General features: G+C 59.0%; 22 protein-coding genes. 12 read left to right on the plus strand and 10 right to left on the minus strand.

The genetic code is table 11. The annotated features are described in order from the left end of the window. Positions 1-12 precede the first annotated feature (12 nt). From NDI79_RS21925 to NDI79_RS21945, 5 genes are all read right to left on the minus strand, one after another. Complete coding sequence (locus NDI79_RS21925; protein WP_310930760.1) at positions 13-693, minus strand: methyltransferase family protein; 681 nt, start codon at positions 691-693, stop codon at positions 13-15. A gap of 6 nt (positions 694-699) precedes the next feature. Next, on the minus strand, positions 700-1,254 hold the full coding sequence (locus NDI79_RS21930; protein ID WP_310930761.1) for a DoxX family membrane protein: 555 nt from the start codon (positions 1,252-1,254) through the stop codon (positions 700-702). 97 nt (positions 1,255-1,351) lie between these two features. Next, entirely contained in the window at positions 1,352-2,521 is a 1,170-nt protein-coding gene (locus tag NDI79_RS21935) for an NAD(P)/FAD-dependent oxidoreductase (RefSeq protein ID WP_310930762.1), read from the minus strand. A 109-nt stretch (positions 2,522-2,630) separates the two neighbouring features. Continuing rightward, entirely contained in the window at positions 2,631-5,411 is a 2,781-nt protein-coding gene (gene acnA, locus NDI79_RS21940) for an aconitate hydratase AcnA (RefSeq protein ID WP_310930763.1), read from the minus strand. Positions 5,412-5,513: 102 nt separating this feature from the next. After that, the gene (locus NDI79_RS21945; protein ID WP_310930764.1) at positions 5,514-6,248 is read right to left on the minus strand and encodes a S16 family serine protease; all 735 of its coding nucleotides are present in this window, start codon (positions 6,246-6,248) and stop codon (positions 5,514-5,516) included. Positions 6,249-6,457: 209 nt separating this feature from the next. Between NDI79_RS21945 and NDI79_RS21950 the strand changes: the two genes are divergently transcribed. Continuing rightward, entirely contained in the window at positions 6,458-6,928 is a 471-nt protein-coding gene (locus NDI79_RS21950) for a hypothetical protein (RefSeq protein ID WP_310930765.1), read from the plus strand. Between the two features lie 36 nt (positions 6,929-6,964). On the opposite strand, the gene NDI79_RS21955 is transcribed toward NDI79_RS21950, so the two are convergent. Next, positions 6,965-7,609, minus strand: a complete 645-nt coding sequence (locus NDI79_RS21955) for a plastocyanin/azurin family copper-binding protein (protein WP_310930766.1) — start codon at positions 7,607-7,609, stop codon at positions 6,965-6,967. A gap of 116 nt (positions 7,610-7,725) precedes the next feature. On the opposite strand from NDI79_RS21955, the gene NDI79_RS21960 reads away from it, so the two are divergent. The 3 genes from NDI79_RS21960 to NDI79_RS21970 are packed head-to-tail and all read left to right on the plus strand — an operon-like array spanning position 7,726 to position 8,646. Further along, complete coding sequence (locus NDI79_RS21960) at positions 7,726-8,076, plus strand: ArsR/SmtB family transcription factor (RefSeq protein WP_310930767.1); 351 nt, start codon at positions 7,726-7,728, stop codon at positions 8,074-8,076. Between the two features lie 2 nt (positions 8,077-8,078). Next, a complete protein-coding gene (locus NDI79_RS21965; protein ID WP_310930768.1) occupies positions 8,079-8,366 on the plus strand; it encodes a DUF7521 family protein in 288 nt (95 codons plus the stop codon). Between the two features lie 4 nt (positions 8,367-8,370). After that, complete coding sequence (locus NDI79_RS21970) at positions 8,371-8,646, plus strand: DUF7521 family protein (protein ID WP_310930769.1); 276 nt, start codon at positions 8,371-8,373, stop codon at positions 8,644-8,646. A 12-nt stretch (positions 8,647-8,658) separates the two neighbouring features. Here the strand turns inward: NDI79_RS21970 and NDI79_RS21975 are convergent, their stop codons facing one another. Both NDI79_RS21975 and NDI79_RS21980 read right to left on the minus strand, forming a co-directional pair. After that, positions 8,659-9,558: a universal stress protein gene (locus tag NDI79_RS21975; RefSeq protein WP_310930770.1), complete on the minus strand. Its 900-nt coding sequence runs from the start codon at positions 9,556-9,558 to the stop codon at positions 8,659-8,661. 16 nt (positions 9,559-9,574) lie between these two features. Beyond that, the gene (locus tag NDI79_RS21980) at positions 9,575-9,874 is read right to left on the minus strand and encodes a hypothetical protein (protein ID WP_310930771.1); all 300 of its coding nucleotides are present in this window, start codon (positions 9,872-9,874) and stop codon (positions 9,575-9,577) included. A 323-nt stretch (positions 9,875-10,197) separates the two neighbouring features. On the opposite strand from NDI79_RS21980, the gene NDI79_RS21985 reads away from it, so the two are divergent. After that, entirely contained in the window at positions 10,198-11,601 is a 1,404-nt protein-coding gene (locus NDI79_RS21985) for a permease (RefSeq protein ID WP_310930772.1), read from the plus strand. A 26-nt stretch (positions 11,602-11,627) separates the two neighbouring features. On the opposite strand, the gene NDI79_RS21990 is transcribed toward NDI79_RS21985, so the two are convergent. Continuing rightward, positions 11,628-12,128 carry a CBS domain-containing protein gene (locus NDI79_RS21990; RefSeq protein WP_310930773.1) on the minus strand — a complete coding sequence of 167 codons (501 nt, stop codon included), beginning with the start codon at positions 12,126-12,128 and terminating at the stop codon, positions 11,628-11,630. Positions 12,129-12,462: 334 nt separating this feature from the next. Here NDI79_RS21990 and NDI79_RS21995 point away from each other — a divergent pair, with 334 nt between their 5' ends. Further along, on the plus strand, positions 12,463-13,065 hold the full coding sequence (locus NDI79_RS21995) for a helix-turn-helix transcriptional regulator (protein WP_310930799.1): 603 nt from the start codon (positions 12,463-12,465) through the stop codon (positions 13,063-13,065). Between the two features lie 264 nt (positions 13,066-13,329). Here NDI79_RS21995 and NDI79_RS22000 read toward each other — a convergent pair whose 3' ends face one another. Continuing rightward, entirely contained in the window at positions 13,330-14,073 is a 744-nt protein-coding gene (locus tag NDI79_RS22000) for a DUF4396 domain-containing protein (RefSeq protein WP_313696105.1), read from the minus strand. 325 nt (positions 14,074-14,398) lie between these two features. Between NDI79_RS22000 and NDI79_RS22005 the strand changes: the two genes are divergently transcribed. From NDI79_RS22005 to NDI79_RS22030, 6 genes are all read left to right on the plus strand, one after another. Beyond that, positions 14,399-14,695 carry a hypothetical protein gene (locus tag NDI79_RS22005; protein ID WP_310897847.1) on the plus strand — a complete coding sequence of 99 codons (297 nt, stop codon included), beginning with the start codon at positions 14,399-14,401 and terminating at the stop codon, positions 14,693-14,695. A 57-nt stretch (positions 14,696-14,752) separates the two neighbouring features. Continuing rightward, the gene (locus NDI79_RS22010) at positions 14,753-15,106 is read left to right on the plus strand and encodes an SHOCT domain-containing protein (RefSeq protein ID WP_310897848.1); all 354 of its coding nucleotides are present in this window, start codon (positions 14,753-14,755) and stop codon (positions 15,104-15,106) included. Positions 15,107-15,201: 95 nt separating this feature from the next. Continuing rightward, positions 15,202-15,618: a DUF302 domain-containing protein gene (locus NDI79_RS22015; RefSeq protein ID WP_310897849.1), complete on the plus strand. Its 417-nt coding sequence runs from the start codon at positions 15,202-15,204 to the stop codon at positions 15,616-15,618. A 3-nt stretch (positions 15,619-15,621) separates the two neighbouring features. Then, on the plus strand, positions 15,622-15,975 hold the full coding sequence (locus NDI79_RS22020) for an SHOCT domain-containing protein (RefSeq protein ID WP_004594615.1): 354 nt from the start codon (positions 15,622-15,624) through the stop codon (positions 15,973-15,975). Positions 15,976-16,098: 123 nt separating this feature from the next. Further along, entirely contained in the window at positions 16,099-16,407 is a 309-nt protein-coding gene (locus NDI79_RS22025) for a thioredoxin family protein (RefSeq protein ID WP_310902080.1), read from the plus strand. 19 nt (positions 16,408-16,426) lie between these two features. Continuing rightward, positions 16,427-17,179 carry a plastocyanin/azurin family copper-binding protein gene (locus NDI79_RS22030; protein ID WP_310930775.1) on the plus strand — a complete coding sequence of 251 codons (753 nt, stop codon included), beginning with the start codon at positions 16,427-16,429 and terminating at the stop codon, positions 17,177-17,179. The last annotated feature ends 29 nt before the right edge of the window (positions 17,180-17,208 follow it).

Consider the following 17,208-nt stretch of genomic DNA (forward strand, 5'->3'; position numbering starts at 1 on the left):
CCCTCACCGAAGTCACGGGTCTTTGAAATCGTCACTGCTACTACGAGATTCAGCAACGAGATCGCGCCACTGCTCCCATCGAGGGATAAACATCGGTACCTTACGCTGATAAGTGCGGTAGTCATCACCGAATGTATCGACCATATCATGCTCTTCCCTCCGTGCAAGCCACGTAAAAATCACAACGACGAGCGGAAATAGAGCGACAGAGAAGATCGTCGGCCAGTGAATGATGCCCTCGCCGAACAGGGCGATGAACAGGCCGGTGTATTGTGGGTGACGGACGTACCTGTAAAGCCCGTCTGTGACCAGTCGGTCGTCCTGCCGGGCACGATAGACTTGTCGCCATCCCTGAGCAAACAGGCCGATGCCGACAAACGCCACAGCGTAGCCGAGGAGCATTGATACGAACATACCCGTCTCGCCAAACCCGATCAGTGTGGACCAGAGATTGGTACTGACGTACTCGCGATCCAGACCGAAAAACCGGACCAGCAGATAGATCGTCAGTGGAAACCCATACATCTCCGCATATAATGCAATGATGAACGCCTGTACCACTCCTGCGCCGACCCACTCCCGCCAGCTATCAGGAGCGAAGTACCGATAGAAGAACCAAGAAACTACGACAATGAAGATAATCGCGAGGCCCCAAGCACCGGGATTCGTAATAGTGGGATCTATTGATGACACGCTTACTTACCCGAGTAGATATCGAGTCCATGGATACCGTTCGACGAGCGGCACTCCGCCGACCTCATACTGTTCGATATACGCATCGAGACCGAGGATCCGTCCCGCTCCGAACGCGGCGACTGAGAGGAAAACGAGCATGTACGCGAAATCCCCGTTGATGTAGCCATGTGCGACATCCCAGTTGCCGAAATAGAACATGAGCATCATAAATGCCCCCCAGAACGCAGCGAGTCGAGTGAGGGCACCGAACAACAACCCGAGCCCGATAAGCAGCTCTCCCCACGGTACTGCGACGTTCACGAAGTCGACGAACCACGGCGTGTTCCCCATCGCTACGAACAGATCAGCAAGTGGGCTCCCGCTGTTCGGAACGGCCCCGGTGAGATATCCACCGGCACTAAAACTCCCCGAGAGGACCTTGTCGAGACCACTCTGGAAGAACGCCAGTCCCATCATCAACCGAAGCCCGAAAATAAACCAGACACTCAACGTGTGTAGTCGACCGCTTGCGGTGAATCCCCCAATTGTACTTTCTAATTGAACTTCTTGAGATGCCATATCGTGTGCCTATTCCCGGCAAAGGGTTATAAAATCGCGGTGGGATCTCGCCAGACCGGAATAGAGCGCCCTTTTCGGGGTGATCTCCCCGATACCGTCATACCGGCTGAATAGTATCGTATTCCCAAGCGTCTGTGACGGCGGCATACGTCTGCTTGATTACAGCCGGGTTGGAGAAAATCCGAGCAGCCACCCGTGGATGCCGCAAGAAGCGACGGAGAACCGCCCGTGGGGATCGATCGATGTCTTCAATGTCGATTCCAGACACCACTTGGACGGCATCACCGAGAACGGTCATCTGACGAGTCTCGACGAGGTGCCGCATAATTCGGGCGAGCAGGTACTCTCCTTTCATCATCCGATAGAGTCGGTCTGGATACTCCTGTAGACTTCCCTCCGCCGTCAACTTGGCTGCGAGATACGACGACTGAATTGCTTGCGAGATCCCTTTCCCGGTCAGCCGATTCGCGATTCCAGCCGCATCCCCGACGCGAACGACGGGCCACTCAGGTAGATAGGTCAGCGCAGGATCGAGACTCGGTCCTTCGGGAATGATAGCAATATTCGTCTGACTCCGAGATGGCATCGGCCAGCCGTTTCGTTCGCATGCCGCCACAAATTCGGCCATGTAATCGGCTGGGCGTTCGCTCTCGGTCCACCCGATGCCGACGTTGGCCCGCTCGGGCGATTTCGAGAACGCCCACGCGTACCCGGTATAGCCCTCAAGAATGATCTGGCTATTCGGGTAGAGATCCGAAAAGTCGCCCTCCACGTCAGCGTTAATGGCGATCATCCGACCCGCGTACTCGTCCGTTCTCCCTCGAATCTTGCTGGTGATCGACGGTTGGCCAGTCGCGTCAACCAAGAGGTCGTATTCGTCGGCCAACGTCCGGAACTTCGCCTTCGTGATCTGGTGGTTCTCGTGAATCGAAACGCCCTTTTCAGCGAGGCGTTCGGCCCATCGCCGTTCGACGACGTTTCTGTCAGTGATGTACGTATCGGAGGCCGGGAACGTTCCCTCTCCGGTGCGCTGTCTTCGGGATGCCGTTCCGTCGTAGATCTCTACACGTAACTCCGGAAGAGCATTGACGAACCCATTCGTTGGCGTCGAACTGAGTGGAATCTTAGAGACGGCCGTCATCGCTTCCCCGCAGTTGACTCGTTTGTCATCGTACGACTGGCGTTCAAAAAGGTCTACTTCGAACCCTCGCTTGGAAAAGCCTTCAGCAGCGGCGAGGCCGCCGACTGCCCCACCGATTACTGCCACGCTTTGGATTCGCGGGGACGGTTCTGACGGCGGCTGTGAGCGAAGGGAGAAACCCTCAGATCGTAAAGATAATGCATTCAACATTATTTGTCACTTTGGTTGCTACTTGCTACTCCACGGTAAGCAATCGGCGGAGCACCAGATGAAGGATTCCGCCATTTTCGACGTATCGAACGGCTGCGGGCGTCCCGACCTGTGCCGTAACCGGGAATTCGACGGTTGAACCATCGGTACGTTCTGCAACGACTGTGAGATTGTCGTTCACGTCTAGGCCGTCGTCGAGCCCGTGAATCGCGATTCGTTCCGAACCGTCGAGGCCGAGCGACTCCCACGAGTCACCGTCGGCGAACTGGAGTGGGAGGACACCCATGCCGACGAGGTTGTCACGAAAGATACGCTCGTAGCTCTCGGCGATGGTCGCTCGAACGCCCAGGAGGTCAGTCCCCTTTGCGGCCCAGTCGCGGCTCGACCCGGTGCCGAGTTCCTCGCCGGCGAACACGACCAGCGGCGTGTCGTCCTCGCGATAGCGGCGGCTCGCTTCGAAGACGGTCGTCTGTTCTTCCGTTGGCTGGTGAATCGTGTAACCACCCTCGACGTCGTCGAGCATCTCGTTCTCGATACGGACGTTGGCGAAGGTGCCGCGCATCATTACCTCGTGGTTGCCCCGGCGAGCGCCGTACGTGTTGAACTCGTGGGGTTCGACGCCCTGTTCGACGAGCCACTCCCCGGCCGGCTGCTCGCGAGAAAACGGTCCCGCTGGACTGATGTGGTCGGTCGTAACCGTGTCACCGAGCAACATGAGCGTCCGAGCGTCCTCGATATCCGCGACGCCCGGTTGCTCCAGCGGGAAATCCTTGAAAAAGGGCGGTTCGCGGATGTACGTCGAAGAATCGTCCCACCCGTAGACATCACCGGTGGGTGCATCGAGCGCTTCCCAGCGCTCGTCCCCCTCGAACACCTCCGCGTACTTCTCCTCGAACATCGACGAGTCGACGCTGTCGTGAACCGCCGCGTGGATCTCGTCGGCGTCAGGCCAGATATCCGAGAGATACACCGGATTGCCGTTGTCATCTGTTCCGAGCGGGTCACGTTCGAGGTCGATATCCATCCGACCAGCAAGGCCGTAGGCGACCACGAGCGGCGGACTGGCGAGATAGTTCGCTCGCACTTTCGGATGGATGCGTGCCTCAAAGTTGCGATTGCCCGAGAGAATGCTCGTCGTCCAGAGGTCCTCGGCATCGATTGCGCGCTCGATGGGCTCGGGGAGCGGCCCGGCGTTGCCGATACAGGTCGTACAGCCGTAGCCGACGACGTTGTAGCCGAGGTCCTCGAGGTACGGGAGCAGTCCCGACGCTTCGAGATATTCGGTGACCACGCGACTGCCCGGGGCCAGACTCGTCTTGACGTACGCAGGGACGTCGAGCCCACGCTCAACAGCGTTGCGAGCGAGGAGGCCCGCCGCGAGCATCACGGACGGATTCGAGGTGTTCGTACAACTGGTGATGGCGCTCACCACGACGCTTCCGTGGCCGATTTCGGTCGTCTCACCGTTCACATCGACTTCGACTCGTTTGGTGAGGTCGCCAACATCCGGTCCCGGAAGGTCGGGGTCAGGTCGATCGGTGTCGGGCGCACTGCTTTCACCGAGCCATCGGGTGAGTGCGTCCTCGTCGACCTCGTCGAGTTCGTCCTCGAATTCGCCGTGGACCAGCCCCCTGAAGTGCGTCTTCATGTCGTCCATCGGGACGCGATCCTGGGGCCGCTTCGGTCCTGCGAGACTCGGCGTGATCGTCGAGAGGTCGAGTTCGACCGTTTCGGTGTACTCGGGGTTCTGTTCACCGAACAGTCCCTGTGCGTCGAGATATTCACGAACGAGGTCGATGTGCTCCTCGTCACGGCCCGTGAGTTCGAGGTAGTCGAGTGTCGCCTCGTCGACGGGGAACATACTGATGGTCGAGCCCTGTTCGGGTGCCATGTTCGCGATGGTCGCCCGATCCGGAACAGTCAGGTTCGACACGCCCGGGCCGAAGAACTCGACGAACCGATCGACGACACCGACCTCGCGAAGCTGTTCAGTGACGTGAAGTACGAGGTCGGTCGCAGTCGCCCCTTCGGGGAGTTCGCCGGTGAGGCGGACGCCGACGACCTCGGGCAGTTTCATCGTGATGGGCTGGCCGAGCATGGCGGCTTCGGCTTCGATGCCGCCGACGCCCCAGCCGACGACGCCGATGCCGCCGATCATCGGCGTGTGACTGTCCGTGCCGACGAGCGTATCCGGGAGCAGCCAGTCGTCCCCACCTTGTTCGCGGGCGTGAACGACCTGTCCGAGGTATTCGAGATTGACCTGGTGGACGATTCCCGTTCCCGGTGGGACGACGCGGAAGTCGTCGAAGGCCTGCTGCGCCCATTTCAGCGCTCGATACCGCTCGCCGTTGCGCTCGTACTCCAGTTCGACGTTCTTCTCGTAGGCGTCCTCGGAGCCGAAATAGTCGACCTGGACGCTGTGGTCGATCACGAGGTCAATTGGAATCTCTGGCTCGACGATCGCGGGATCCTTGCCTTTCCGGTCAACCGCTGCTCGGAGCGCTGCGAGGTCGACGACGGCAGGGACACCGGTGAGATCCTGAAGGACGACTCGTGAGGGAGTGAACGGGAGTTCGACGTCCGGGACGTCGGGCTGCCATGACGCGACGTTCCGAACGTCGTCGGCGGTGATGGTGTCCCCGTCGACGTTCCGAAGGACGGATTCGAGGAGCACCCGGATGCTGACTGGAAGACGGTCCAGTTCGCAAAGGCCCGCTTCTTCGAGAGCGGTGAGGTCCGCCATACGGTAGGCATCCCCGTCGAACTCGAACTCACGTATTGCGTCGAATGGATCGATTTTGACCATACCGTGGACTACACCGACCCAGGCCTTGAATCATAGCCCAGCAGCAATCGCAAAAACTGGGCAATACATGCACTCGGCGTAGTCAATCGCTGGACATTGCGGTCACAGAATCCGATCGAGCGCCTCCGAGATAGAGCGCGCCCTGATGATTCGGAGTCCCTGAACAGCCACCTCCGTCGGTTCGCCCGCCGGAACGACCAGCTCCTGTGCACCGACAGCACGTGCGGCACGGGCTTTCGTCTCGATCTCCCCAACGGGAAGCAACGCTCCCTCGTCGTCGACGACTCCCGTGATGAGCGTCTCCTGTGTGAGCGACTGCCGACGGAGACTGGCGACGAGGGCGATCGTGAGTCCTGCTTCCCAGCTCTTCCCGCGAAGCGCGAGCACGCCGGACGTGGGAGGATCGAACGTGACGTGCGTCGCCGTGTTGGCGAGTGAACTATCGGTGAGTCGCGTGGCTGTCGCGGTCGCTTCACGGAGGGCGAGCTGGAGATCGTGGCGGACTTCGATCCCGTTCAGATTCACAAACAGCTCGCCCTCCCCATCGGCGAACTCGAATGTCACAGGAATCACGAGGCCACTATCGGAGCCGTCGACTGCTGGAAGATAGTACCGAGTTGGTGCAGGAAGCGTGGCCCCACCAGCGAGCGTCGCCAGCGACTGAAACCCCTCCCCTGCTCGCGTGAGACCGAAAACTGCCCCAGCGCCGCCCACACCCCCCAGGCCGAGTCCGGCAAGAAACGCCCGACGTGATAGAACCGTCTCTTCAATCCGGTCGATTACGTCGCGCTCCGTATCGGCCGGTCGAGAGACGGACGCGGATTCGTCGGATGACATAGCAGTATGGTGAGCGGCTACGGTTGGGATTTGTGTTATCGTGTAACACGGGGCTCGATAGTAAAGACTCTTCGCAGCACCGACTTCGAACGGGTACGCCTATTTTGGCCGCTCTCCCACGTATAATACGTCCGTCGTCACTCATGCTACCACGGTATCGGTCACTGGGCGAGCTCGTCGTCATAAGTAGCGTCGTGACCGGTATCGGTGTGTGGAGCGCCTACCAGTTCGAACTCGCCCTGCTCCAGGTAACGACCGTCACCACGTGGACGCTTCTGGTCGGGCTCGTTGAGGAGGCGTTCGTCCGATTCATTCCGCTGATACTCGTCTTCTATGGATGGAGCTACCGGCAAGGCCAGCTCCTCTCGAAAACCGAGGGACTACTCGCGACTGTGGTCTCCGGGCTGACTGTCGCACTTCTCGAACTCGTACTCAAACTCGAGTACTTATCGCGTCTGGAGGCGACAGCCCAGTTCGACTCGCTGGTGCTACCGCTGGTATTCATTCACCTGCCGTTCGCTCTGTTTGCTGGGCGGTTCGCATACGCGCTCGGCGAGCAGATCCACGGCACCGACGAGATCGGTCTTCCGTCGATCTCGCGACGAACTCTGATGATACTCCTTCTCGGATATCTCGGTCTCGCGGTCGTTCACGTCGGATACAACCTACTCGTACGGTAGGAATTGAAACGCCGCTAAAAAGGAAGTACAGAAGGATTAGTGGTCGTCGCCGAGAGCTGTCCGAATCATCCCGTTCAGTTCTTCGAGCTTCTCGCGGACGCGGTCGGGCTTGTCAGCCGGCAGTTCCTCGAGAGCGACCTGTTCGTGGGGGTCCGGCTCGCCCACAATGACGCTCCCGATCATCCCGAGGCTCTCGTGGGGCGTACAGTAGTAGTGGTAGACACCCTCGGTCTCGAACGTGTGCTCGAACGTCACGCCCTGCTCGGAGAGGATGCCGCTGTCCCAGGCCGCTGCGCCGTCGGGGACGAGTTGGGGCTGATCGTTATCGGGGTGGTAGGCGGTCGTCGAGTGGCTCCCGCTCTCGTTGTGCCAGGTCACAGTCCCACCGACGTTCACCCGCACGACGTGTGGCTCGAAGTGGTAGCTCCCGTCCTCAGTAATCATGCTCACTTCGGCCGTATCGGACGGCGCTCCGACCGCCTCGTCGTGACCGCCATCGTCGTGGCTACTTTCTTCGTCGTTGTGCCCGGTCTCAGTGCCGTCGTCGTGGCCACTCTCGGTTGGCGATCCGTTCGCCGCTCCGCCGTCGTTGTTCTGCGTTCCGGTACACCCGGCGAGTCCAACGACTGCCGCACCGCCAGTCAGCTGGAGCATCCGTCGACGCGTGAGTGAGTCGGTCATGGCATCGGTCACCTTACAGGTGAACCTACACGGGCTGGGCATATAGTCCGGAAAGCAGATTTGCTGGGTCGGCAAATCGGCGTTCCTTTATATACCCATCCACAACAACAGGAACTGTGAGTGAGGAGCGAGACATCTCGGGGATCCTCGAAATCCTTGACGACGACTATGCACGCGCAATCCTCGAGGCGACTCGCCAGAAACAGATGTCCGCCAAGGAACTCAGCGAAGAGTGTGACATGTCAGTCTCAACAGTTTCCAGACGGGTCAACACGTTACTGGAGTACGACCTGCTTATCGAGCGAACGCATATCGACCCCGACGGTCACCACTACAGCGAATACGAAGCCCAGCTCGACCGTGTCGAGGTACAGCTCCTCGAATCGGGATTCGATGTCCGTATCGAACTTCGAGAAGACGCTCCCGACAGATTCGCTCGGTTGTGGAACACAATGAGGAACGAATAACCATGCACATCGGTCTCGTCATCGCAAAGCTCGTCACAATGGCTCTCGGGTTCGTTATCGCATTCCAAGCCTATCGAGGGTATCGACGTAGCAACAGCCAATCGATGTTGTACCTCGCGGTCGGCTTCGCCATCATCAGCTTCGGGGCGATCATCGAGGGAATCTTGTTCGACGTGGTTGGCCTGACGTTCCACAATGCAGGAGCCGTTGCAACAACCATCGTCGCGATTGGTATGCTCACGATCCTGTACGCTCTGTACGGACGCGACTCGAAGAAAATGGAGGACTAAGTGAATGGTGGATACGACAACAGCAGTTCTCTTGATCGTCCGCACGCTCGTACTCGCACTCGGTATTCTGATCACGTACTATAGTTTCGAGGCGTATCGACGAACGGGGACGTACTATATGCGAAACGCTGCAGGTGGATTTGGAATCATCACACTCGGTGTGTTCATCGAAGGAGTGCTGTTCGAGTTCGGGGGGCTCGATCTTGCTCTTGTCCACATCATCGAATCGGTCGCCATCGGTCTCGGATTCGTGGTCCTTCTCATCTCACTTCGCCAGTAGCTCAAGCCGCGTCTACACTCCTCGAATGGTCAACACTGGCCCATCCGAGTTCCGGAGAACCCGTTCGGTCACACTTCCGATGAGCCGTCGTGAAATGCCGGACCGTCCGTGTGTTCCCATCACGACGAGGTCGATTCCGTGTTGATTGCAGTATTCTTCTATTGCCTGATGAGGAACGCCGTGGGTGATCTCAGCAGCGACTGAAATACCGTCGGCAGCTGCCCGGGACTGGACATCTTCGAGGACAGTCTCTCCGTTTTGCTCCAGTACTTGCTGCAGTTCGTCCCACGTCCATCCCGGACGAGACGCGTAGGCACCTCTATCCACAACGTAGAGGGCATGAAGTGTCGCATCGTACGTCCGAGCCAAATCAAGAGCGTGAGTGACTGCCTCTCGTGCGGGCTTACTTCCGTCAGTCGGGATGAGAATATTCTCAAAGCCTCCCTGGGTTTCAGATTCTGATATCGCCGGCTTCGCTTTGACACTGAGCACGGGTATATCGACAGTACGGACGATTCGGGTCGTCACACTGCCGAGCAGGACTCGGTCGAGACCAGTGTGTCCTCGGGTTCCCATACAGACGAGGTCGATCCCGGTATCGGTGATGTAGGAGCGAATTTCACGCGCTGGAATGCCACGGCGAACCTCAGTTACTGCGTCGAGACCATGTTCTGCGGCTCGAGTTCCGATCTGCTTGGTGGCGTCATCGCCAGCCTCATACCACGTGTCTGGGAGTGTCTCCAGGTCTGTTTCCAGCGCGGTCAGTTCCAGCTTTCGCTCGATCGGCGAACTGTCGACGACGTGGAGCGCGTGGACGGTTGCATCGTATCGACGAGCGATATCAAATCCGTACTGGATTGCCGGCTCGACGTTATCGCTGCCATCGGTTGGGATGAGAATATCTGTGTACATGGTTTGATTCTACGAGTTACCGTGCGAGGGTATTGTACAGCCAGGCGAGAGCATACTCAAGGGCGAAGCTGATCACCGCTGCTTCGACCATGCCAGCTACCGTTCCGACGACGGTCGGCTCGAAGAACAGGTGCCACTGCTCCATCGCCTCGACAGCTCCCTCGTAGACGCCGATCGCTCCGAAGACACCGAGGAGGAGCATCACGATGGCAGAGACGACTGCTGCTGCGCCCGCCAGGGCCAGCGCATTGAGGCGCATCACACTGGTCGTGGATTCCGGATCGTACGTGTCCTGATGAGTGGTCGTCGTGCTCATGACTAGAGATACGCTCCCCTCATTCAATCGGGTTTCTCTTACAATTCGAAAGGGAGAGTCACTCTGGAGACATGGCACGGGAATATAGTGGGAGAAACAGCAGTACAACGCTCATCTTTGTCAGACTTCTATGTCAAAAGAACGAGCCGCAGCCAGCGAACCCGAATCAGTGACGCGCAGCAACTATTGAGCGCGAACGCAGTTCTCACTCGGTTGACCACAGCTAATAGCACTAGGTACATTTGAATCCAAGAATTACCCCGTCGAAACACCACCGTTTCTTAAGAACAACTAACAAAACAGATGGCTGTGATGGTCTAAATATGCAAGCCGCCCTCGTCGACGGAATTATCGAGTCGCTGCGGATCGGCGTCGGATTCCTCTGGACAGCAGCTTGGGCCATCATCATGGGGCTCATCATCACGAGTCTCGTCCAGGTCTACGTCTCCAAAGAGCGGATGGCTCAGGTGCTCGGAGAGGGAAACCTGAGTGGTCTCACGAAGGCAACAGTGTTCGGCGCTGCGAGTAGTGGGTGTAGCTTCGGCGCGGTCGCCATCGGGAAGGGGCTGTTCAAGAAGGGAGCGCACACGGTGAATTTCCTCGCATTCATGTTCGCCTCGACGAACCTCATCGTCGAACTCGGCCTAATGATCCTCATCCTGCTTGGCTGGGAGTTTCTGGTTGCAGAACTCCTCGGAGGGGTCATCCTCATCGCCGTCATGGCACTCCTCGTCCATCTGACCCTCCCGGAGAATCTCTTTGATGAGGTTCGACAGGAACTGAACCAGCGTGATCAGGAACATGGCGTCACCGAGGATCCGACGTGTGGAATGGAGGGCAAAGACGAGTACTCGATCACCACCGACGGCGGCGAGACGTTGAAGTTCTGTTCGGAAGGGTGCATGGAAACGTACCAGCAAGAGGCCGCTAGCAGCGGCGGGTGGCGCGACGAACTCCTTTCGTGGGGTGGCTGGTACAAGATCGGGAACCAGTACCGCAAAGAATGGTCGATGATCTGGAAAGATGTCATCGCGGGTTTTCTCATCTCGGGATTCGTCATCGTGTTTGTCCCCCAGTGGGTCTGGAACACCCTGTTCATCCAGGGCGACGGAGTGCTCGTCAGCGCCGAGAACGCGATTATGGGCGTCGCAATCGCCGTCATCAGCTTCGTCGGCAGCATGGGCAACGTCCCGTTCGCCGTCGCGCTGTGGGGCGGGGGCATCAGCTTCGCTGGCGTCATCGCGTTCGTCTACGCCGACCTCATCACCATCCCCGTACTGAACGTCTACCGGAAGTACTACGGCTGGAAAGTGATGCTGTACATCCTCGGCGTCTTCTTCGTGACCATGGCCTTCACGGGCTTTCTTATGGAAGAACTGTTCGACGCGCTGGGTATCGTTCCGGATCTGGCCGGCGGGCAGACGGCATCCGAACAGACGTACTTCGAACTTAACTACACCTTCTACCTCAACATCATCGCGTTTGCACTCACAGGATTTCTCCTCTACGTCTACCGGAGAGGCCTCGGAGCGCCCGGTCCGTACCGCGATCCCGTATGTGGGATGCGGACCGACGACAGTGGGCCGAGTCTCACCCACGACGGCGAGACGTACTACTTCTGCTCGAACCGGTGCAAGCGATCATTCGAGAAGCACCCATCCGAATTTGCACATCAGCACCCGCAAGTCTCAGGATCTGGAGGTTCCCAGAGCCATGAGCATCACTAGGCGCTCTGAGACACCAAATGTGTGTTTCAATCGTGCGTGGACTCCGTGCGGATGATACCCGCTACGTTATCCATCTGTGCTGAAACATGTGCGCTCTCGCCTGCGACGTGCGTAATTAGATCATCCAAGGTGATCATGCCGACGACGCTCTCGTCTTCAATGACCGGAACGTGTCGAGCACCAGCATCGTTCATTTGTCTGAGCACTTTTGGGATCTCAGCATCTGCTGATACGGTGAGAGGGTCACGCGTCATTATGTCATTAGCTCGTATGTTGTCTCCGCTCGTCTCGGCAGCGAGCACACTGAACTCACTCTCCTCGGTGAGTAGGTCGGCGATCAGGTCCCGGTCAGTGATGATCCCGGCGAGCTGATCGGCCTCTTCCACCACTACATACCTCGCACACCGCGATTGGGAGATCATCGTGTGCGCGATCTCGGCGACCGTGGCATCGGGGGCGACACGGGCAACCGACTCATCTGCGATTCGCCCGATATCCATCCGGAGATCCGTGGGCCTAGTTCCCATACTAGCCGGTACGATTCATACCGGGAAATATCTTAGTATTGGCAGGTCACCGTGGATGCCTCACGTCCGGTCGCTATCCGCCAGTTGATAGCTCTGTCATCCCTGTACACATAAGGAACAGGGACGAACTACGGCCCACCGAAGCGTGTACAGTACGGGAAGCATACCGGCCGCGACAACCAGTGTCACTACGAAACCGACTTGTAAGATAATTATCTGTGCCAGTTGAAAAGTGCCTCTCAATAAGTCCGCCAAGACCAATCACAACTGCTACAGCAATGTCTCGCCAACTGTCACTCATGAACGGATGCCACAACACACCGAGGCGGGATGGATGAATCGACGGCGAGCCGATACGGTAGTCGGTGGCCTGGTCGCTGCTGTCCTCATCATCGGCGGTGTACTCAGCTGGCAAGCGTACCAGCAACAGCAAGCGTTCGAGCAGATGGGGTCGATGATGGGAACCTCGATGGGAGCAGTTCACGGCACGAATCCGCTCTGGTACGTCCTCGGAACCATCCTCGTCTCGGTCGTCATCGGCGGGGGATATCTGATGGTTCGCGACGACGTCACCAGCACGGAGGCGGTCGATCGACAAGGGAGCGATGTCTCGGATCAAATCGACCAGGAACGCTCTGAATTCGAATCCGAACCGTCGACCCAGACCGCTCAACCAGGTAACGGCATCAATCCAGAAACTCAGCCTCGGGCCCGCGTACTGGACCTGTTGCCGGACGACGAACGCCGCATCCTCGAACCGGTTCTCTCCTCGCCGGGCATCACGCAAATCGAACTCCGGGATCGGTCGGATTTCTCGAAGAGCAAGGTGAGCCAGACGGTCAGCGCACTCGAGAAGCGTGGCCTGCTATACCGCGAACGTCAGGGGCGGACATACCGGATTTATCCGAGTGACGACTTGAAGCAGACGCAGAGCTAGCATCTGCTAGCACCTGTCGAACAGTTTTGTAGCTGGACGTCGTATCCTCTCACATGTGTAACCGCCACGTCGCTCATATGATTGCGGACTACGAAGCGGCGAGGCTCGACGAGGACGCGGAGGAGACTGACAAATCCGAGTCGCGCGCTGCGGAACAGACGACGAGAAATCAATCCGGATTGCTGACGACTCTCAGAAGCCGCCTCGCTCGATAATCACTAGCCAAGTCGATCTCTTTCCTGTCTCGAAGACTGGGTTAGGGAGCTAATCGGCGGCCTGTGCCTGTCCGCGCGATTGGCTCTGCCCCATCTCGGCGGGGTTCTTCATGCCCTCCTTCACGCCGAAGTAGACGAGGATGGCGTTGACCGGGTACGCAAAGACGAACCCGACTGATAGCGAAAACGCCAGCGCTCCCCAGAACAGGAGATCAGAGATATGGGCCTGACTGGCGATCAGCAGGTCCGTCCCGATAGCAGCGATTTCCATGATGGTGATGCTCGGCGTTTCGCTGTAGAGGGCGTCGAGCATCGCCTCGCCGAAGCCGACGCCCTCCTGCATCAGTGGGCCGACTGTCAGGGCGTAGCCGAACAGGTACGCGAGCGCGAACGTTCCTGCAGCGACGAGGAGGGTACTCTGGAGTGCGAGCAGGCCCGCGAGGAGCGCGAACCCGAGAACTTCACCGGCACCACATCCCGAATAGCAATGAGCGGTCGAGCGGAAGCCACGCCGCCACAGCGAGTCGTTGCTGATCTGGCTGCGGCCGGAGTACCAGTAGATGGCCAGGCCGAACGGTCCGGAGTAGAGGACGACCAGCGTCCAGACGCCTTTCATCAGCGATGGCAGCGCCTGATTCCGCTCGCGGATGTCCCACCAGAGGGTGCCCACGGACGCGACGACGAACAGTGCCCAGACACCCATCACGAGCGGGTCCGACAAAATCGGTTTCATGACGTGACGAACCGGTGCGAGCGCGTGTTCGATTTGTGTGAGGAGTCCGTTGAGTGGCATGGTCACTGGAAGTGGTGCGCGGTACGGAGCAGGATACTCCCGTCAGCCAATCGATGGCCCGGTACAGGCACTGATAGGGGAGGAATACTTTCGGGAGTTGTGGTTAACATTCCAAAGCAAGCCCCACCGTCAGAGTCGGCCCCGCCGCGAACTGGAGACATTCGAGGCGGCCGCCCAGGTCCGGTGAATTCGATGGGGATGAACGTTCCACATCCTGAAAAACGATTAGAACGCCCTATACACGTTCTCGAACGTTCTCCTACGCGAATTCACACCCACGTAGATAACTCCCGAGCGGTTCTACGACTAACCGAGGAGAAAGACAATGACCAACTTCAAACTCGGCGGCTGGCTGCTCGTGGCGCTCGCGATCGTCGGACTCGCGTTCGCCGCTCCCGTGGTCAGCGCACACGGCACCGACACGACCACAGACGGTGCACCCACTGACAATGCTACCGCCGATGACTGGGCGGCCTGGATGGAGGCGCAGATGACTGAGCACATGGGCCCGGGTAGCGTCGAGTGGATGGAGTCGCACATGGGTGTGACCGTCGACGAGATGGCCCAGGACATGGCTGACGACGACTACAACGGCGGGATGTACGGACAGGGCCACTGCTGACGGCCCTGACCGTTTCGATCGCTTCGACCGAATACCACGATTCACCAACGCAAGATAATGACGCAACTCACTACACACATCGGACGCACTGCTCGTCGATTCGCGCTACTCGCCGTCCCACTGCTGGTCGCAGCGACTGGAACAGCTGCTGCCCACGGCGGCGGGAGCTACGGCGGCGGCATGATGGGGGGTGACTGGGGCCTCTTCGGCGGAGCGATGGGGCTCTGGGGTCTCCTCTGGATGGGGCTCCTCATCGCCGTCCCGCTCTACCTCGTCTATGCGCTCCTCAACCGAGGATCCGGTGGGACCGAAGAGCAGTCGCTGTCGGTACTCCGTGAGCGCTACGCCCGCGGGGAGCTCTCGGACGACGAATTCGATCGACAGCGAAAACAGCTCGAACGTACCGGATGACCGGAACCGCTGCTGTTCCAACCGGTGCACCACACTTCCAACGCTCGCCGTTGCGGCACCCAACCGTTAACCCCGTAGACGGGGTATGATACTTCATGGAATACACAATACAGACTTCAGTCACCGGTGAGTTCGACGACGTCGTCGACACGACGATTGCGGCGCTCAAAGACGAAGGATTCGGCGTCCTCTGTGACATCGACGTCCAAGCGACGCTCGAGGAGAAACTCGGCGAGGAGTTTCGACAGTACCGCATCCTCGGTGCGTGCAACCCGGGGCTGGCACACGAGGGCCTGAACGAAGAGATCGAACTCGGCGCACTCCTCCCGTGTAACGTCATCGTCTACGAAACCGACGACGGCGAGGTCATGGTGAGTGCCGTCGACCCACAACAGCTCGTCGGCATCGCCGACAACGAGGCACTCGACTCGATCGCGAACGAGGTCCACGACCGGTTCGAACGCGTTCTCGTCAGTGTCGCGGACGAACTCGAATCATCGACGGAAATCTGAACCATGACATCATCAAACCAACTCGACACCACAACCATCGTCCTCCTCATCCTCGGGGCGATCATTGTCCTCCCCTTGCTCACGATGGGGATGGGATTCGGCGGGATGATGGGATACGGTGGAATGATGGGTGGATACGGGACGACCAGTGGCTGGTGGCCACTCGTCGGGATGCTCGTCCAGCTGGTCTTCCTCCTCCTCCTGCTTGGTGGCGGATATCTCGTCTTCCGTCGCGTGACGGCATCGCAGTCGTCGCGGAATCCCGCAATGGAGGAGCTGCGTATGGCATACGCCCGCGGAGATCTCACCGAGGAAGAGTTCGAGGCGCGTCGGAACAAGCTCGAACGCTCGGAGTGACGGTCCGACCACCAACCTCCGGCGTTACTCACGTCCGCCCCCTTGGAATCCGGAATCTGTGACCCTCACAGCTTTCGGATGTAAATAGAAATGTGCTAAAGGCACAAGACCATACTAGCTACTATGACGGAAGTTATCCTGTTCACGCAGGAGACCTGTGGAGCGTGCGCAACGCAACGAGAGAAAAACGAGGGCCTCGAAGATGCGTATCCGGGTGTCAAGTTCCGGGAGGTCGACATTCAGACCGATCTGGAGACGGCCGAAGAGTACGGTGTCCGAAAGACGCCAACGACGCTCGTGTATGCGAACGGGGAACAGACGGCCGAGTTCATCGGCATCGTCGACCGGGACGAATTGGAGGCTGCCATCGAGAGCGCCGGCCAGCAATCGCCCGGACTCGCGAACCGGCTCGCCAGCATCATCCGTGGATAACAGAAGCCAACCAGCTACAATGACAGACTACAGTAGACGCCAGTTCCTGGGAGCGCTCGGTGCTGGCACAGTCGCGAGTGCGGGATTCACCCAACCAGTCGCCGCACAGGAGACGCCCGTCGTGAAGATGGGCAACAACTACTTCGACCCGATCGGACTCCACGTCGAACCCGGCACGACCGTTCGCTTCGAGCTAGCGGCCGGAGCCCACTCGGCGACCGCCTACGAGGACCGGATTCCATCCGACGCCAGCGCATTCGACAGCGGGACCATCTCGCAGGGGAGCTTCGAGCACACGTTCGAAGAGCCAGGCACGTACGACTACTACTGCATCCCGCACAAGACGGTCGGCATGGTCGGTCGCATCGTCGTTGGTAGCCCTGGCGGTCCAGCTGAAGACAGCCCGATACCGGACGGCGAGGTCCCCGACAGCGAGACGATTGTTCAGAACGGCGCCGTGGCCATCGGCTCGGACGTCGACGGAAGCGGGAGCACCGATAGCGGCATGATGGGGCCCGGCGGAGGGGGCATGATGGGTGGCTCGAGGGGCGGATGGGGCGGCGTCCCGTTCGTCGGCGGGGCACTCGGAATGCTGGGACTGATCGGTGGACTCCTCTACTGGGCACTGGGTCGAGGTGACGCTCCTTCCCGGAGTGATACGTCTGCGATGGAAACCCTCCAACGCCGTTACGCACGAGGTGAGATCGACGAAGAAGAGTTCCAGCAGCGTCGTGAACGGTTGGAGGACAGGCAAGACGACCGTTCCCTGTGAGGTGAGTCAACAAACCCCTTCGGGGAGAC

It is taken from the genome of Halogeometricum sp. S3BR5-2 (assembly GCF_031624635.1).
Taxonomy (GTDB): domain Archaea; phylum Halobacteriota; class Halobacteria; order Halobacteriales; family Haloferacaceae; genus Halogeometricum; species Halogeometricum luteum.

Bases quoted from the DNA above. Each gene is read 5' to 3' on its own strand.
- NDI79_RS21930 (WP_310930761.1), bottom strand. From the start codon at position 1,254: ATGGCATCTCAAGAAGTTCAATTAGAAAGTACAATTGGGGGATTCACC.
- acnA (WP_310930763.1), bottom strand. From the start codon at position 5,411: ATGGTCAAAATCGATCCATTCGACGCAATACGTGAGTTCGAGTTCGAC.
- NDI79_RS21945 (WP_310930764.1), bottom strand. From the start codon at position 6,248: ATGTCATCCGACGAATCCGCGTCCGTCTCTCGACCGGCCGATACGGAG.
- NDI79_RS21955 (WP_310930766.1), bottom strand. From the start codon at position 7,609: ATGACCGACTCACTCACGCGTCGACGGATGCTCCAGCTGACTGGCGGT.
- NDI79_RS21965 (WP_310930768.1), top strand. From the start codon at position 8,079: ATGCACATCGGTCTCGTCATCGCAAAGCTCGTCACAATGGCTCTCGGG.
- NDI79_RS21970 (WP_310930769.1), top strand. From the start codon at position 8,371: ATGGTGGATACGACAACAGCAGTTCTCTTGATCGTCCGCACGCTCGTA.
- NDI79_RS21975 (WP_310930770.1), bottom strand. From the start codon at position 9,558: ATGTACACAGATATTCTCATCCCAACCGATGGCAGCGATAACGTCGAG.
- NDI79_RS21980 (WP_310930771.1), bottom strand. From the start codon at position 9,874: ATGAGCACGACGACCACTCATCAGGACACGTACGATCCGGAATCCACG.
- NDI79_RS21985 (WP_310930772.1), top strand. From the start codon at position 10,198: ATGCAAGCCGCCCTCGTCGACGGAATTATCGAGTCGCTGCGGATCGGC.
- NDI79_RS21990 (WP_310930773.1), bottom strand. From the start codon at position 12,128: ATGGGAACTAGGCCCACGGATCTCCGGATGGATATCGGGCGAATCGCA.
- NDI79_RS21995 (WP_310930799.1), top strand. From the start codon at position 12,463: ATGAATCGACGGCGAGCCGATACGGTAGTCGGTGGCCTGGTCGCTGCT.
- NDI79_RS22000 (WP_313696105.1), bottom strand. From the start codon at position 14,073: ATGCCACTCAACGGACTCCTCACACAAATCGAACACGCGCTCGCACCG.
- NDI79_RS22005 (WP_310897847.1), top strand. From the start codon at position 14,399: ATGACCAACTTCAAACTCGGCGGCTGGCTGCTCGTGGCGCTCGCGATC.
- NDI79_RS22010 (WP_310897848.1), top strand. From the start codon at position 14,753: ATGACGCAACTCACTACACACATCGGACGCACTGCTCGTCGATTCGCG.
- NDI79_RS22015 (WP_310897849.1), top strand. From the start codon at position 15,202: ATGGAATACACAATACAGACTTCAGTCACCGGTGAGTTCGACGACGTC.
- NDI79_RS22020 (WP_004594615.1), top strand. From the start codon at position 15,622: ATGACATCATCAAACCAACTCGACACCACAACCATCGTCCTCCTCATC.
- NDI79_RS22025 (WP_310902080.1), top strand. From the start codon at position 16,099: ATGACGGAAGTTATCCTGTTCACGCAGGAGACCTGTGGAGCGTGCGCA.
- NDI79_RS22030 (WP_310930775.1), top strand. From the start codon at position 16,427: ATGACAGACTACAGTAGACGCCAGTTCCTGGGAGCGCTCGGTGCTGGC.